General features: G+C 34.7%; 14 protein-coding genes. 6 read left to right on the forward strand and 8 right to left on the reverse strand.

Annotation, left to right across the window (positions count from 1 at the left end; all coding sequences use genetic code 11):
• Window position 1: 1 nt before the first annotated feature.
• Complete coding sequence (locus ACFIM8_RS00765) at window positions 2–826, reverse strand: pyruvate, water dikinase regulatory protein (RefSeq protein WP_375606095.1); 825 nt, start codon at window positions 824–826, stop codon at window positions 2–4.
• Between the two features lie 552 nt (window positions 827–1378).
• Between ACFIM8_RS00765 and rho the strand changes: the two genes are divergently transcribed.
• From rho to ACFIM8_RS00795, 6 genes are all read left to right on the forward strand, one after another.
• On the forward strand, window positions 1379–2644 hold the full coding sequence (gene rho / locus ACFIM8_RS00770) for a transcription termination factor Rho (RefSeq protein WP_015857121.1): 1266 nt from the start codon (window positions 1379–1381) through the stop codon (window positions 2642–2644).
• A 31-nt stretch (window positions 2645–2675) separates the two neighbouring features.
• A complete protein-coding gene (gene mnmE / locus ACFIM8_RS00775) occupies window positions 2676–3983 on the forward strand; it encodes a tRNA uridine-5-carboxymethylaminomethyl(34) synthesis GTPase MnmE (RefSeq protein ID WP_375614336.1) in 1308 nt (435 codons plus the stop codon).
• A 105-nt stretch (window positions 3984–4088) separates the two neighbouring features.
• Window positions 4089–5957, forward strand: a complete 1869-nt coding sequence (gene mnmG, locus ACFIM8_RS00780) for a tRNA uridine-5-carboxymethylaminomethyl(34) synthesis enzyme MnmG (protein ID WP_375614337.1) — start codon at window positions 4089–4091, stop codon at window positions 5955–5957.
• Window positions 5957–6604: a 16S rRNA (guanine(527)-N(7))-methyltransferase RsmG gene (rsmG, locus tag ACFIM8_RS00785; protein WP_375607902.1), complete on the forward strand. Its 648-nt coding sequence runs from the start codon at window positions 5957–5959 to the stop codon at window positions 6602–6604. The genes mnmG and rsmG overlap by 1 nt, the downstream gene beginning before the upstream one ends.
• Before the next feature lie 6 nt (window positions 6605–6610).
• Window positions 6611–7408, forward strand: coding sequence for a ParA family protein (locus ACFIM8_RS00790; RefSeq protein ID WP_375606091.1), 798 nt, complete (start codon window positions 6611–6613; stop codon window positions 7406–7408).
• 40 nt (window positions 7409–7448) lie between these two features.
• Entirely contained in the window at window positions 7449–8345 is an 897-nt protein-coding gene (locus ACFIM8_RS00795) for a ParB/RepB/Spo0J family partition protein (protein WP_375614338.1), read from the forward strand.
• Window positions 8346–8367: 22 nt separating this feature from the next.
• On the opposite strand, the gene ACFIM8_RS00800 is transcribed toward ACFIM8_RS00795, so the two are convergent.
• The 7 genes from ACFIM8_RS00800 to dapF all read right to left on the reverse strand — a co-directional run bounded on the left by ACFIM8_RS00800 (window position 8368) and on the right by dapF (window position 14456).
• Window positions 8368–8835: a hypothetical protein gene (locus tag ACFIM8_RS00800; RefSeq protein ID WP_375614339.1), complete on the reverse strand. Its 468-nt coding sequence runs from the start codon at window positions 8833–8835 to the stop codon at window positions 8368–8370.
• 196 nt (window positions 8836–9031) lie between these two features.
• Window positions 9032–9529 (reverse strand): hypothetical protein, encoded by a 498-nt coding sequence (locus tag ACFIM8_RS00805; protein WP_375614340.1) that lies wholly within the window; start codon window positions 9527–9529, stop codon window positions 9032–9034.
• 2 nt (window positions 9530–9531) lie between these two features.
• Window positions 9532–10293: a hydroxyacylglutathione hydrolase gene (gene gloB, locus ACFIM8_RS00810; RefSeq protein WP_375606087.1), complete on the reverse strand. Its 762-nt coding sequence runs from the start codon at window positions 10291–10293 to the stop codon at window positions 9532–9534.
• A 62-nt stretch (window positions 10294–10355) separates the two neighbouring features.
• Window positions 10356–11042, reverse strand: a complete 687-nt coding sequence (locus ACFIM8_RS00815) for a septation protein A (RefSeq protein ID WP_375606086.1) — start codon at window positions 11040–11042, stop codon at window positions 10356–10358.
• On the reverse strand, window positions 11039–12307 hold the full coding sequence (gene ftsY / locus ACFIM8_RS00820) for a signal recognition particle-docking protein FtsY (RefSeq protein ID WP_375614341.1): 1269 nt from the start codon (window positions 12305–12307) through the stop codon (window positions 11039–11041). Before ftsY ends, ACFIM8_RS00815 begins: the two co-directional genes overlap by 4 nt.
• Before the next feature lie 14 nt (window positions 12308–12321).
• Entirely contained in the window at window positions 12322–13605 is a 1284-nt protein-coding gene (gene mtaB, locus ACFIM8_RS00825) for a tRNA (N(6)-L-threonylcarbamoyladenosine(37)-C(2))-methylthiotransferase MtaB (protein ID WP_375614342.1), read from the reverse strand.
• Window positions 13605–14456 carry a diaminopimelate epimerase gene (dapF, locus tag ACFIM8_RS00830; protein ID WP_375614343.1) on the reverse strand — a complete coding sequence of 284 codons (852 nt, stop codon included), beginning with the start codon at window positions 14454–14456 and terminating at the stop codon, window positions 13605–13607. The genes mtaB and dapF overlap by 1 nt, the downstream gene beginning before the upstream one ends.
• Window positions 14457–14557 lie beyond the last annotated feature (101 nt).

Genomic DNA, 14557 nt, shown 5'->3' on the forward strand with positions numbered 1-14557 from the left:
CTCACTTTCCTTCACGAAATCGTGATAAAAGTTCAAATATTGCAGCAGCAGTTTCTTCAATAGAGCGCCTCGTGACATCAATAATAGGCCAACCAAAACGTTCGCAAATGCGTTTTGCATGGATTAATTCTTCAGCTATGCTGATACGATTAGTATAATTATCAAGAGCAAAACCTTCTCCTAAATCTCTATTTTGACGAATATGTGAGATTCTTTCAGCTGAAGCAATTAAACCAATAATTAAAGAATTTTTTACCTCTAAAAGAGATTCTGGCAAATCAATTCCTGGAATAAGAGGAACATTAGCCGTTTTGATTCCACGATTTGCTAAATAGATGCTTGTTGGCGTTTTAGAGGTTCTTGAAATTCCTACAAGAATTACATCCGCTTCAGATAAGCTACTGGAAGACTGTCCATCATCATGCTCTATTGTAAAATCCAGTGCCTCAATACGACGAAAATAATCTGCATTAAGATCATGTTGTGCACTAACACGTAAATGAGTTGGCATTCCAAGGTAAGACTGAAAAGCATTTAGAACAGGATACAATATATCAATACAGGGAACTTCTATTTTTTTGCATTTTTTTTGAAGGAGTAGTTTAAGTTCTTCATCAATCATTGTGTAAAGAACAATACCTGGCTCTTGTTGTATTTCATCAAGAACTTTTTGTAACTGTATTTTATTACGAATCATAGGATAGATATGCTCTGTTGCCTGACACATTGCATATTGGGATGCTACAGCTCTTCCAACAGAAATTAATGTCTCCCCCGTTGCATCAGAAAGCATGTGTAAATGAAAGAATTTTTTTTCTTTTGTCACAAAAATTTTAACTCCTTGTTAAGACATGTGTATATATCCTCACTGTTTTTTATAAAACTAAAATTTATGAAAAATTCTCCTTTTTTATGCACAAATTAAATGCTTGTGATAATTTTATCCCTCTTATAAAAAAGAGGGGATAATATCTTTAAGATAGTGTTATTTTTATTCTTTTTTCAGTTCCTTTTGTGGATAAAATTGAGGATAAATAATAATCCACACTAAACACAGTTATAAATAAGAATAATCCTTTCTTTAATATAAATTTATTAATATAAATTTCTGTAAAAAATACTTTTTAATAACATTTCATTGATGCTATAATTTTAACTCATATTTTTGTTATTAAAATAATTAAATACTATTTGGATTTTATATTTTTTCAATTTTTTCATATAATTACTTAATATTACAGGAACAAATTTCATATAAATGGTACTTGCAGATTAAAAAAATTGAGTGTAGGATATTTTTTCTTAAAGAATATTTCACTCATAAATTTCCATAAATTATTTAGAACAATCTTCTCCTTAATTACAAAGAGCATATTTCATGCAAAAAATGAAACTACAAGAACTTAAAAGCAAAAATCCCGTTGAGCTTGTTTCTTTTGCTGAAACATTAGAAGTTGAAAATGCCTCCCTTATGCGCAAACAAGAATTAATGTTTGCTATCTTGAAAAAACTTGCTCTACAAGACGTTGAAATTATAGGAGAAGGTGTTGTCGAAGTTTTACAAGATGGATTTGGATTCTTGCGCTCTGCTGATGCTAATTATCTTCCTGGACCTGATGATATCTATCTTTCACCTGCACAAATACAGTCGTTTTCTTTAAAAACAGGCGATACAATTGAAGGCCCCATACGTAGTCCAAAAGAGGGAGAACGTTATTTTGCTCTCCTTAAAATTAATACAATTAATTTTGAAAAACCTGAAAAGATCCGTTATAAAATTCACTTTGATAATCTTACTCCCCTCTATTCAAATGAACGTTTTCAAATGGAAATACAAGATCCTACAGAGAAAGATATGTCATCACGTGTGATTGATTTGATATCTCCATTGGGAAAAGGACAGAGGGGACTAATTGTTGCACCACCACGGACGGGAAAAACAGTTTTACTTCAAAATATTGCTCATTCTATTACCACTAATCATCCTGAATGTTATCTCATTGTTCTTTTAATTGATGAACGACCAGAAGAGGTTACTGATATGCAGCGTTCAGTAAAAGGAGAAGTGGTTTCTTCTACTTTTGATGAACCTGCAATACGTCACGTACAAGTGGCAGAAATGGTCATTGAAAAAGCCAAACGTCTCGTTGAATATGGGCGTGATGTTGTTATTCTCCTCGATTCTATTACACGTCTTGGGCGTGCATATAATACAGTTGTTCCTTCTTCGGGTAAAGTTTTAACAGGTGGTGTGGATGCAAATGCCCTACAGCGTCCAAAACGTTTTTTTGGTGCAGCACGTAATATTGAAGAAGGCGGATCTTTAACCATTATTGCAACGGCTTTGATTGATACAGGAAGTCGTATGGATGAGGTTATTTTTGAAGAATTCAAAGGAACAGGTAATTCGGAAATTGTTCTTGATCGTAAAGTTGCTGATAAACGTATTTTCCCTGCTATGGATATTTTAAAGTCAGGAACGCGTAAGGAAGAACTTCTGGTAGAACGACAAGATTTACACAAAATTTTTGTTCTTCGTCGTATTTTAGCATCTATGAATGTAACTGATGCAATTGAATTTTTGATTGATAAATTAAAGCAAACAAAAAATAATAGTGAATTTTTTGATTCAATGAATACGTAGAGTCATTAAAGTTTTTATTAGGATAAAACCTGTGGATACAATCTTTGCTGTTTCGAGTGGATTGTTACCTTCAGGGGTTGCAGTCATTCGGCTTTCTGGTCCTCATGTTGTGGATATAGTTAAAACGCTTTGTGGTCGTTTACCTAAAGCACGTTTTATGCATTATGGAAATCTTACTGCTCGTGATGGTGGTTTTTTAGATTCTGGTTTAACTGTTTTTTTTCCTGCTCCTCATAGTTTTACGGGGGAGGATTGTGCAGAATTCCATTTACATGGAGGAAAAGCAGTCGTTAATCGTTTTCTCGATGAATTGTCAACATTTTCTGGATGCCGTATTGCAGAGGCAGGTGAATTTTCACGTCGCGCTTTTATGGAAGGAAAATTAGATCTTGTTCAAGCAGAAGGTCTTGCTGATTTAATAGAAGCAGAAACGGAAAGCCAACGGCGTTTAGCTGTTATGGGTACAAGTGGACATTTAACGACGCTTTATCGTGATTGGCGTCATAAGCTTATGAAGGCGCGTGCTTTTATTGAGGCAGAACTTGATTTTGTTGATGAAGCAGATATTCCCAACGCAATATCTGATAAAGTTTGGAAAGATGTTGAGGATCTTTGTACTTCTATTAGGGAATATATTACTGAAGGAGAACGTGCGAGTATTTTACGTGATGGATTAAAAATTGTTATTGCTGGTGCTCCAAATTCTGGAAAATCAAGCATTATGAATCGTCTTTCAGGAAGATCTGTTGCTATTGTAACGGAAGAAGCAGGAACAACCCGTGATGCTTTAGAAATGAGAATTATTCTTGGTGGTTTACCTGTTTTTTTAACCGATACTGCTGGTTTTAGAAAAACAGAAAATAAAATAGAACAGATGGGAATAGAAGTTGCTAAACAGCATGTTAGAGAAGCTGATTTGGTTATTTTGGTTTATGATATAGGAAATCCTAAGCAAGTTGATTTACCAGAAACATCGGCTGAAATATGGCATGTTGGTAATAAGCTTGATCTTTATGAAAAAAATGATCAGCGTTGGTCTATACAATTTTCCGCATTAACTGGTTTAAATTTTGATTCTTTTATCAAAGAACTTGAATTATTTTGTCATCATCGTGGTTCTGAAATTGGAAATATTGTTCCAGCACGTAAAAGGCAACTTCAATTATTAAAAGAAGCTGTTAAAGAGATTGAGTTTGCTATCAATTATCATTCTTTTGATCTCAGTTTACGTGCAGAACATCTCCGTCGTGCAAGTGATTTTCTTGGAAAAATTACAGGAGATATTGATGTTGAAGATTTGCTTGATATCATTTTTTCAGAGTTTTGTGTTGGTAAATAATGATTCACGTGAAACATTGATTATTTCATAGACAGATTATAAAGATTATGTAATTTATATCCTGTTTCACGTGAAACCTTAGAAATTTTCTACGGAATGAATTAAATGCGATCATATGATGTTATTATTGTTGGTGGTGGTCATGCTGGCTGTGAAGCGGCTTCAGCTTCAGCACGTGTAGGAGCCAAAACAGCGCTTGTTACACATAAAATATCAGCACTGGGAACAATGTCGTGTAATCCTGCTATTGGTGGTCTTGGAAAAGGGCATCTGGTTCGTGAAATAGATGCGTTAGATGGTCTCATGGGAAGAGCAGCAGATGCTGCTGGAATTCAGTTTAGACTTCTTAATAGACGTAAAGGACCGGCAGTAAGAGGACCACGGACACAAGCAGATCGACAACTTTATAGAGAAGCAATTCAAAAACTTTTAAAAGAACAAGAAAATCTTACTCTCATTGAGGATGAAGTACTTGATTTGGTTGTTAAAGATAATTGTGTATCAGGTGTTATTTTAAAAAAACAAGGAACAATTTTTTCTGGTGCTGTTGTTTTAACAACAGGTACATTTTTAAATGGCTTTATTCATATTGGTAATAAAACATGGGCTGCTGGTCGTATGGGAGATCAGTCAAGTGTGAAACTTGCTGAACATTTGAAAAAATATCATATAAAACTTGGACGATTAAAAACAGGAACCCCTGCTCGTCTGAGTAAAAAAACAATTGCTTGGGAAACTCTCCAAAAACAACAAGCAGATGAAAATCCCGTTCCCTTTTCTCTTTTAACAGAGAAAATTGAACAGCCACAAATTGAATGTGCAATAACGCGTACAAATGCACAAACACATAAAATTATTCGCGAAAATATCTATCGTTCTGCTTTATATTCTGGAAATATTGAAGGATTAGGACCACGTTATTGTCCTTCAATTGAAGATAAAATCGTTAAATTTGGAGAACGTGATGGACATCAGATTTTTCTAGAACCAGAAGGATTAAATGATGATACTGTTTATCCAAATGGTCTTTCTACTTCTCTTCCTGAAGATGTACAAATTTCTTTATTGAAAACCATTGAAGGATTGGAAAATGCTACAGTTTTGCAACCTGGCTATGCTATTGAATATGATTTTGTTAATCCTCAACAATTAACGAAAAGTTTGGAAGTACGCTCTTTACCAGGTTTGTTTTTAGCGGGCCAAATTAATGGCACAACAGGATACGAGGAAGCGGCAGCACAAGGTCTTTTAGCTGGATTAAATGCTGCACGCAAGGTAGGTAAATTAGATGAAATACTTATAAGTCGTTCTACTGCTTATATTGGTGTTATGGTTGATGATTTGGTTTCACGTGGTGTTTGTGAACCTTATAGAATGTTTACATCACGTGCTGAATTTCGTTTATCTTTAAGATCTGATAATGCTGATACGCGTTTAACACCTTTGGCAAAAGAATGGGGTATTGTGAGTAAAGTACGTTGGGATTATTATCAGAAAAAGCAACAACGGCTTGATCAAGCACGATCAATATGTCAAAATCTCTTTTTAACACCTAATGAAGCTTCTGCTCATGGATTACACGTTAACCATGATGGAATTCGGCGTTCGGCTTATGATTTTCTTGCATATCCTCATATGACTGTAGAGCGTCTTTCACATTTATGGCCACAATTACAAGAAATTGATTCTAAAACAGTTGAAGCTTTAGAAATTGAAGCACAATATGCGGTTTATTTAGATAAACAAGCACAAGATATTGCCTCTCTTCAAAGAGATGAACGTTTAGAAATTCCTTCTTCTCTTAATATTGAGGCAATTTCAGGTCTTTCAAATGAACTTAAATCAAAAATTCAAGAAGTATCGCCTCGTTCAATTGCTGATGCACAAAAAATTGATGGCATGACTCCTGCCGCATTATCACTTATTATTACATATATTCAACGTCAACGGCGTGAAAAGGCTAAAACAGCTTAATGGATTTTTCTACAGAAAAAAAATATCAACAATTATTAAATATTATTCCTTCTGTTTCACGTGAAACGATGGAAAATTTAATGCAGTTTGAGTCTTTAATACTTCAATGGAATGCACATATTAATTTGATATCTGCTACAACTATACCAGATCTATGGACACGACATATTTTAGATTCAGCACAAATTTTTCCTTTATATGCTCATTCTTTACATTGGTGTGATTTAGGATCAGGAGGAGGTTTTCCTGCAATTGTGATTGCTATCTTTTTGAAAGAAAAAAAAGCAGGACATATTAATCTTGTTGAAAGTAATGGGAAAAAAGTTGCTTTTTTGCGAACAGTTATTGCTCAACTTAATCTTCCAGCAACGGTTTATCACGCTAGAATTGAAGATATATATCAAAAAATTCCCATATCTGATATTATAACGGCACGAGGATTAGCGCCGCTTGATACTCTTTTACAACTCATTTTTCCTTTATTAACAGAAAAAACAATAGCTCTTTTGCAAAAAGGTCGGGATTACGCTACAGAAATAAAAAATGCCTCTGCCAATTGGCACTTTGATCTGTTAAAACATAAAAGTAAAGTTGATGAAAATTCTGTTATTTTGGAAATTTCTCATATTCGATCATATAGAGGGTAGAGCAAAATGAGCGAAACACGAATTATCGCTATTGCAAACCAAAAGGGTGGAGTCGGAAAAACAACCACAGCAATTAATCTTGCTACAGCTTTAGCGGCTATTGGTGAAAATGTCCTTATTATGGATGTTGATCCACAAGGTAATGCTAGTACAGGTTTAGGGATTGATCGTAATAGCCGTCCTTTATCTTCTTATGATGTTTTGGTTTCGGGCGTTTCAATTACACAGGCGGCTTTAAAAACAGCCGTACCCAATCTTTATATAGTTCCCTCTACACTTGATCTCTTAGGAGTGGAAATGGAAATTTCTTCATCAAAAGATCGCATACAACGCTTACGTAAAGCTCTCTATGATGATCCGGAAATGGAAAAAAAATTCAATTATGTTTTAATTGATTGTCCTCCTTCCCTTAATCTTTTAACACTTAATGCTATGGGGGCTGCGGATTCTGTTTTAGTGCCTATGCAGTGTGAATTTTTAGCACTTGAAGGTTTAAGTCAATTACTTGAAACAGTAAAACAAGTGCGATCCGTACTTAATCCATCTTTAGAGATCCAAGGTATTGTTCTAACAATGTATGATGGACGTAATAATCTTTCAAATCAAGTTGTTGAAGATGTACGCTCTTTTATGGGAGATAAAGTTTATCGTACTGTTATTCCACGAAATGTAAGAGTATCAGAAGCGCCCTCTTTTGGTAAACCTGTATTGCTTTACGATCTCAAATGTGCTGGAAGTCAAGCTTATTTGCGTCTAGCATCAGAAGTGATTCAACGTGAAAAACAAGCACGCGCTGCTGCTTAGAAATATAAAAAAATAATCTAAAAATTCAAAGAGAAAAATTATGAATGATGATCTCTCAAAAAAAAGACTAGGACGTGGATTAGCGGCATTGATTGGAGATATCAATTTAAACAATAATATTGCACGTTCATCAAGCTTTGATAAATTAAATGAATCCGGTAGTCTTTCTGAGCAATTTATTCCAATTGAATCTATTTCATGTAATCCTCATAATCCTCGGCGTCATTTTACTGAAACAGAGCTTGATAATTTGACACAATCAATTCGTCAACACGGTGTGGTTCAACCGGTTATTGTAAGGCCTTTAAGAGATCATCCTCATCGGTTTGAATTGATTGCTGGTGAACGGCGCTGGCGTGCAGCACAACGTGCAAATTTAAACCAATTGCCAGTTATTATTCGCGATGTAGATGATAAAACGGCTTTGGAATTGGCAATTATTGAAAATGTTCAACGTGCAGATCTTAATCCTATCGAAGAAGCAAAGGGATATGAGATGCTTCTAAATGAACATGATTATACGCAAGTAGATTTAGCGCAAGTTATAGGAAAAAGTCGTAGTCATGTTGCAAATACGCTTCGTTTGTTAAAACTTCCAGAAAAAGTACAACAATTTTTAACTGATGGACAACTTTCCGCAGGTCATGCACGTTGTCTTATAACCGTTGATAATCCACAAGATTTAGCTGAGAAAATTATTCGTGAAGGGCTTTCTGTACGTCAAACAGAAATACTTGCATATGAGCAAGCTAATCCTAAAACTAAAAAACGTACCAATTCGGAGAAAGATGCTGAAACAAAATCTTTAGAAAAATTACTTGCAGATGTGATAGGAATGAAAGTTATTATTCGACATGGTAAAAAAGGTGGAGATTTAAAAATACATTATTCTTCATTAGAACAATTAGATGAAATTTGTCGGCGTTTACAAAGTTAATCAATTGTTCTAAAAATGTTTTTTAACAGTTATCTTTTAAAATTTTTATTATTCTATACATATGCTCTTTAGCAAATTCTATATTGTTTGAAGGTAAAAAGTTTTTTTCATAAGTAGAATTTTCTTCATTAGTAAGTACATACAATGTCGCTTGAAGTGCTAGGTGAGCAACAACAAAATCTTTCGGTGTTATATTATTTTCTTTTAAAATATTCACAAGTTTTGGATTATTAGAAATATAGGCAGCGTATTTTTCAATATTATCATTATAAGTATTTAAATCACTTTTTTTATTTGTTTGTTCTGGTTTTGAATATAAATTTTTACATTCTATTTTGATTTTTTCCAGCTTTAAAAGAAGATCTTCTGTTAAGGGATAATTTGCAATGAAAGGCGATATAAAAGAAAGCTCATCTATTTCTTGTTTTTTTTCTTGAGCGTATGATGCAAAAGGAAAAATGAAGAAAAAGCACAATAGAAGTTTAAACATGACTAAAATTATCCTTTCTTTTTTGAATTTCAATAAATATTTTTTCGTCTGTTATTCTTTATTTTTAGAAAAACATTTGTTAAATGTAATCGAAATAAACACAATTATTAGGAATGATAAAAACACGGTGATTTTTTAATGCACGGACTTTTTTATTAGATTAATGGGATGATATTTTTTAATGTCTCATAGCTGATTAGTTGCTCAAAATGAGTTTTTCACAGCTATCTAAAAGAATTGTCGCTTTAAAAAAATGTTTTTTAACAAATTCAAGATTGTTTAGAAATGTAGTATTTTTCTCAGTAGAATATTCCTTTTCAGGTACAAATATGAGAAGCGTTGATATTTCTTTAAGAGCTAAGGTTCCTGAAGCAAAATCTTTCGGTGTTATATTATTTTCTTTTAAAATATTTACAAGTTTTGGTTTACTAGAAATATAGGTAGCGTAATTTTCAATACTAGAATGGATACTAGAATCATAACTTATAAGATTATTTTTTGTTTCTGGAAGTAAATTTTTACATTCTTTTTCAATTTTTTCCAGCTTTAAAAAAAAATCTTCTGTTAAGGGATAATTTGCGATGAGAGATGATATAAGAGAAGAATTATCTGTTTCCTTTTCCTCTGCCCTTGTTAGTTGAATATGTATCACGAAAAGAAAAAGGAGGAACAAACGTAATACGAACTTAAGCATGATTAAAAATTATCCTTTCTTCTTCGAATTTCAGCAAAGACTTCTTCATCTGTTTCTTCTTCCATTACAAGGTTTCTTCGCAACACACTATCATCCCAGCGGAGAAAGGGATTTGTTGTTTTTTCTTGCCCTAAAGTGACAGGAAGAGTCATGGCATTTTTTGCGCGCAGTAAAAAAACATCTTCTACTCTTTGCTGGAGTTTTTTATTATGTGGGTCAATTGTTAGCGCGAAAAGAGCGTTATTTTTTGTGTACTCGTGTCCACAATAGAGGAGTGTTTCATCGGGAAGTTTACGAAGTTTTTTTAAAGAATTTAGCATTTGTGCAGCTGTTCCTTCAAAAAGACGTCCACAACCAAGTGAAAAAAGTGTGTCTCCAGCAAACAGTAATTTTTTTTCAGAAAAATAGTAAGATAGCGCTCCTAGCGTATGGCCAGGTGTTGATAGAGCTAAAAGTGTGTGAGAACCAAAAAAAAGTTTCTCATCATGGTGAAGTGTTTGATCAAGATGATGAATCTTTTCTTTTTCTGCTTCTGGTCCAATAATTATAGCATTGTAAACTTGTTTTAATTCTGCTAGGGCTTCTACATGGTCGTGATGATGGTGAGTCACAAAAATAGTGTTAAGTGTCCAATTACGGCGCTTTAAAGCGTTATGAATCGCTTTGCTTTCTGGAGCATCTATTGCGGCTGTCATACCGCTTTTTTCATCATGAATGAGCACACCAAAATTATCTTCTCGACAGATAAACTGTTCAATCAGCATGTTTTTTCTCCTGAACAGTGTTTCGCAATGAATCTATAAAATAATTTGTGATGGTAAGTTTTTTAAGAATCAGATTTGTCCTCTTCTGTAAAAAGTCCTTTTGAATGTTTTATAATGATAGGCATTTGGGTAAGCATGAAAAGGACTGTTATAGGCATGACGCCAAAAACTTTGAAACTCGTCCAAAAATTATCGCTAAAATTGCGCCAAATAATTTCATTCAAAAGAGCAAGAAAAATGAAAAAAAACGCCCAACGATAGGTCAATTTTTGCCAGCCTAAATCATCAAGTTTTAAGGTAGAATCAAGAGCATAACGCAAAAGCGGTTTTTTAAAAAACATTCCACCAAAAAGTATCAAAGCAAATAAGCTATTAATGATTGTTGGTTTCATTTTTATGAAAGTTTCATTATGAAGCCAGAGAGTTAAAAAACCAAAAACTAAAACAAATATTCCCGAAATAAGAGGCATAATAGGAATTTGTTTTGCAAGGATCCATGATAAGCTTAGAGAAATAATAATTGCTACCATAAAAATAGCTGTTGCAGGGAAAATAGGCTTGCTAAAATTTTGAAAAAATTCAATGTTTTTTATCAACCATTCTCCTTTATAATTAGCAAAAAAGAAGGCGACCAATGGTCCCATTTCTAAAAGAAACTTAAGTGTTGGTGAAAGGGGCGTTTTTTTATTGTTATTCACATTTTTTTCAGAATTATTATGTGAATTAGGGTTAGATAAAGGCTGTTTCATACATGTTTTCCTGCAATAGTTTCGGCAAAGTCAGAAGCAGAAAAGGGTTGAAGGTCTTCAATATTCTCTCCTATACCGATAAAATAAACGGGTAATTTATATTTTGCTGCGATAGCGACAAGAATTCCTCCTCGTGCTGTTCCATCCAGCTTTGTCATGACCAAACCATTAACACCAGCAATATCACGGAAAATGTCCACTTGGTTGAGTGCATTTTGTCCGGTCGTTGCATCAAGTGTTTGAAGGATTGTATGGGGCGCTTGGGGGGTGTGTTTTCTTAAAACACGAATAATTTTTGCTAACTCATCCATCAATTCAGATTTATTTTGTAAACGTCCTGCTGTATCAATAATTAATACATCACTGTTTGCTTTTTTTGCTTTCTCAAAAGCATCAAAGGCTAAACTTGCAGCATCTGCACCTAATTTTGTAGAAATAACAGGAGAATCAGTACGTTCACCCCAAATATGCAGTTGCTCAATAGCTGCGGCTCGGAAAGTGTCACCGGCTGCAAGCATAACTTTTAATCCCCCTGCTGTTAATTTGGCGGCAAGTTTTCCAATAGTTGTCGTTTTTCCAGTGCCATTTACACCTACTAGCAAAATAACATGAGGCTTATGGCTGAGATCAAGTTCTAATGGTATTGCAACAGGTTCCAGAACTTTTTTGATCTCATCAGCTACAATAGTATGAATGTCATCTGGAGAGAGGTCTTTTCCATAACGACTGGAAGCTAAAGTATTTGTGATGCGCGTTGCCGTTTCTACACCGAGGTCAGCTTGAATCAGAATATCTTCGAGCTCTTGCAGTGTAGCTTCATCAAGTTTTCTTTTAACAAAGAGGTCACTAATTGATCCGCTTAGGCGTTGTGAAGAAAGCGATAGACCTTTTTTAAGGCGTCCAAACCACGCTGTCTTTTTTTGTTCAACAAAGGATTCAGACAAAATTTCTTCATCCTTTTTTTCACGGATGGTGTTTGTGACAATAATTTTTCCATAAGGGGGAATTTTAACAGAAAGGGAAGCTTTATCAGAATGAGATTCTAAAGGTGGAGATTTTTCATCACACTTTGTAGGTGTTGACTTTTTATTTTTTGTTTGTTCTTCTTTTTCTGTATCTATAGAGATTTCGTTGTTTTTTGTTCTTTCATTTTTGTCCTTCTTTTTTTCTATGATATCACTTTTATCAGGAATAGAAATTTGTTCCATTTCCTGCTCTTTAAATTTGTTAAAAGAAAATATTTTTTTTATAAAAGATTTTGTCATAAGAAATTTCCTGTTCAAGCAGCGTTTAATTTTGGAAGGACAGCAATTAATTTATCGCCATCATGGTCAACGATAAGGGCTTGAACAATTGTTCCTGCTTTTACACCTTTAATTTGTACAAGAGTATAATCTTCCGTTCGTCCGATTTCATCTCTTTCAACGAGAATTGTTTGTTGACTGTTTTTTAAATGAGCAAGATGCTTTTGGTAAGCTTCCTCACCTGCTTTACGTAGTCTTTCAGCACGCATTTTCACTATTCTACGGTTGATTTGTGGCATACGTGCGGCAGGTGTTCCTTCTCTTGGACTAAAGGGAAAGACATGTAGGTGGGTTAAATTACACTCTTTAATCAAAGCAAGACTGTTTTGAAACATCTCTTCTGTTTCGGTAGGAAAACCAGCAATTAAGTCGGCACCATAAACCATTGTAGGACGTTTGGCATGCAATTCTTGGCAAAATTGAATGGCATGTTCACGCAAATGCCGTCGTTTCATCCGTTTTAAAATCATATTATCACCTGCTTGCAAAGATAAATGCAAATGGGGCATGATTCTTTTTTCATAGGCTAAAAGATTTATGAGTTCTTCATCTACTTCAATAGAGTCAATAGATGAGAGGCGTAATCGCGCTAAGTCAGGAATATGATGCAAAATAGCTGAAGTTAATTTTCCTAGAGTAGCTTTTCCAGGAAGATCGTGGCCATAACTTGTAAGGTCAACACCTGTAAGGACCACTTCTTGAATACCCACATCTGTCAGCTTTTTAATTTGTTCTATGACAGCACCCATGGGAACTGAACGAGATGGTCCACGTCCATAAGGAATAATGCAAAATGTACAGCGGTGATCGCATCCGTTTTGTACCTGTACAAAAGCGCGGGTACGTTCTTGCATTGCACTAACCATATGTGGAGCAATTTTTTTCACTTCCATGATATCATTAATACGCACCTTTTCGGTATGGTTAATACCAAAATCAGGAAGTTGACGATAAGAATGGGCGTGAAGTTTATCTTCGTTTCCTAAAACGAGATCCACTTCTGTCATTGAGGCAAAATTTTGTGCTTCTGTTTGGGCTGCACATCCTGTTACAATGATGCGCGCATGAGGATTTTCACGTCGCGCTTTGCGGATAGCTTGTTTTGCTTGTCGTACGGCTTCGGCAGTGACAGCGCAGGTATTAAAAATAATAGCACCATCTTTAAGCTGGTTTAGCCCTGAAGAAGTGCTTTCTTTGCGAATTATTTCCGATTCGTAGCTATTGAGTCGACAACCAAAAGTTACAATTTCTACTGCCATCAGGAGTGATCCTTTTTGTAGCACCCTGTTAAAGGGCTTAAAAAACCACTAAATTGATATTTTATTGGTCCTGTCATGATAATATGATCGTCTTCTCGGTAAAAAATATTAAGAGCTCCCTTTGGTAAATTCACATCAACATGGCGCTCTGTAAGTCCACGACGATAAGCAGCCACAGCACTTGCACAAGCAGCACTCCCACATGCTTGTGTTAATCCTGCCCCTCTCTCCCATGTGCGTAAATTTAGACTTTTCTTTGACGTTATGCAAGCAATGGAAATATTGCACCGTTCGGGAAACAGGGGATCATGTTCAAGTTTTGGTCCATATTTTTCTAAAGGAAAATGTTGAATATCATTTTCAATAAAAAAGATAGCATGGAGATTGCCAATGGATATAAGGCAAGCATCTTTTAGAGGACCAGCCGTAATTTCTACGTGATTGGTATCAACTATTTCACGTGAAACAGGCATCTCTTTTGCATTGAAATTTGGGCATCCCATATCAACAGAGATAAGATTACCGGTTTGGCGTTTTCCTTCAATAATGCCAGCAGGAGTTTCTAAATGAAAATTTTCACCAAAATTACGGTCTGTGAGCCATGCAATAACACAGCGGGTACCATTGCCACAAGCTTTAGCTTTTGAACCATCAGCATTCCATATTTCGATGCGGAAGTCGGCTTTTTTCTGGGTTGGTGTGTGGATAGCCATGATTTGATCAAAATGCATTTCGGGATCTACCGATAAAGCAAGGATTGCTTGTGGTGTAAAAGCATGTGCGCTTTCACGCATATCCGCAACAATAATTTGATTTCCAAGACCGTCCATTTTGCTAAATGGCGTTTTCATGAAACTTCTCTATTTCTAATGATTACTTAATTAAGGGATATATGACTGAAAATCTTATAAATTTCTAGTGTTTAATAAATATAAAATTGGGTATATAAATT

It is taken from the genome of Bartonella sp. AC535YNZD, from assembly GCF_042196625.1.
In the GTDB taxonomy this organism is placed as follows: Bacteria; Pseudomonadota; Alphaproteobacteria; order Rhizobiales; family Rhizobiaceae; genus Bartonella.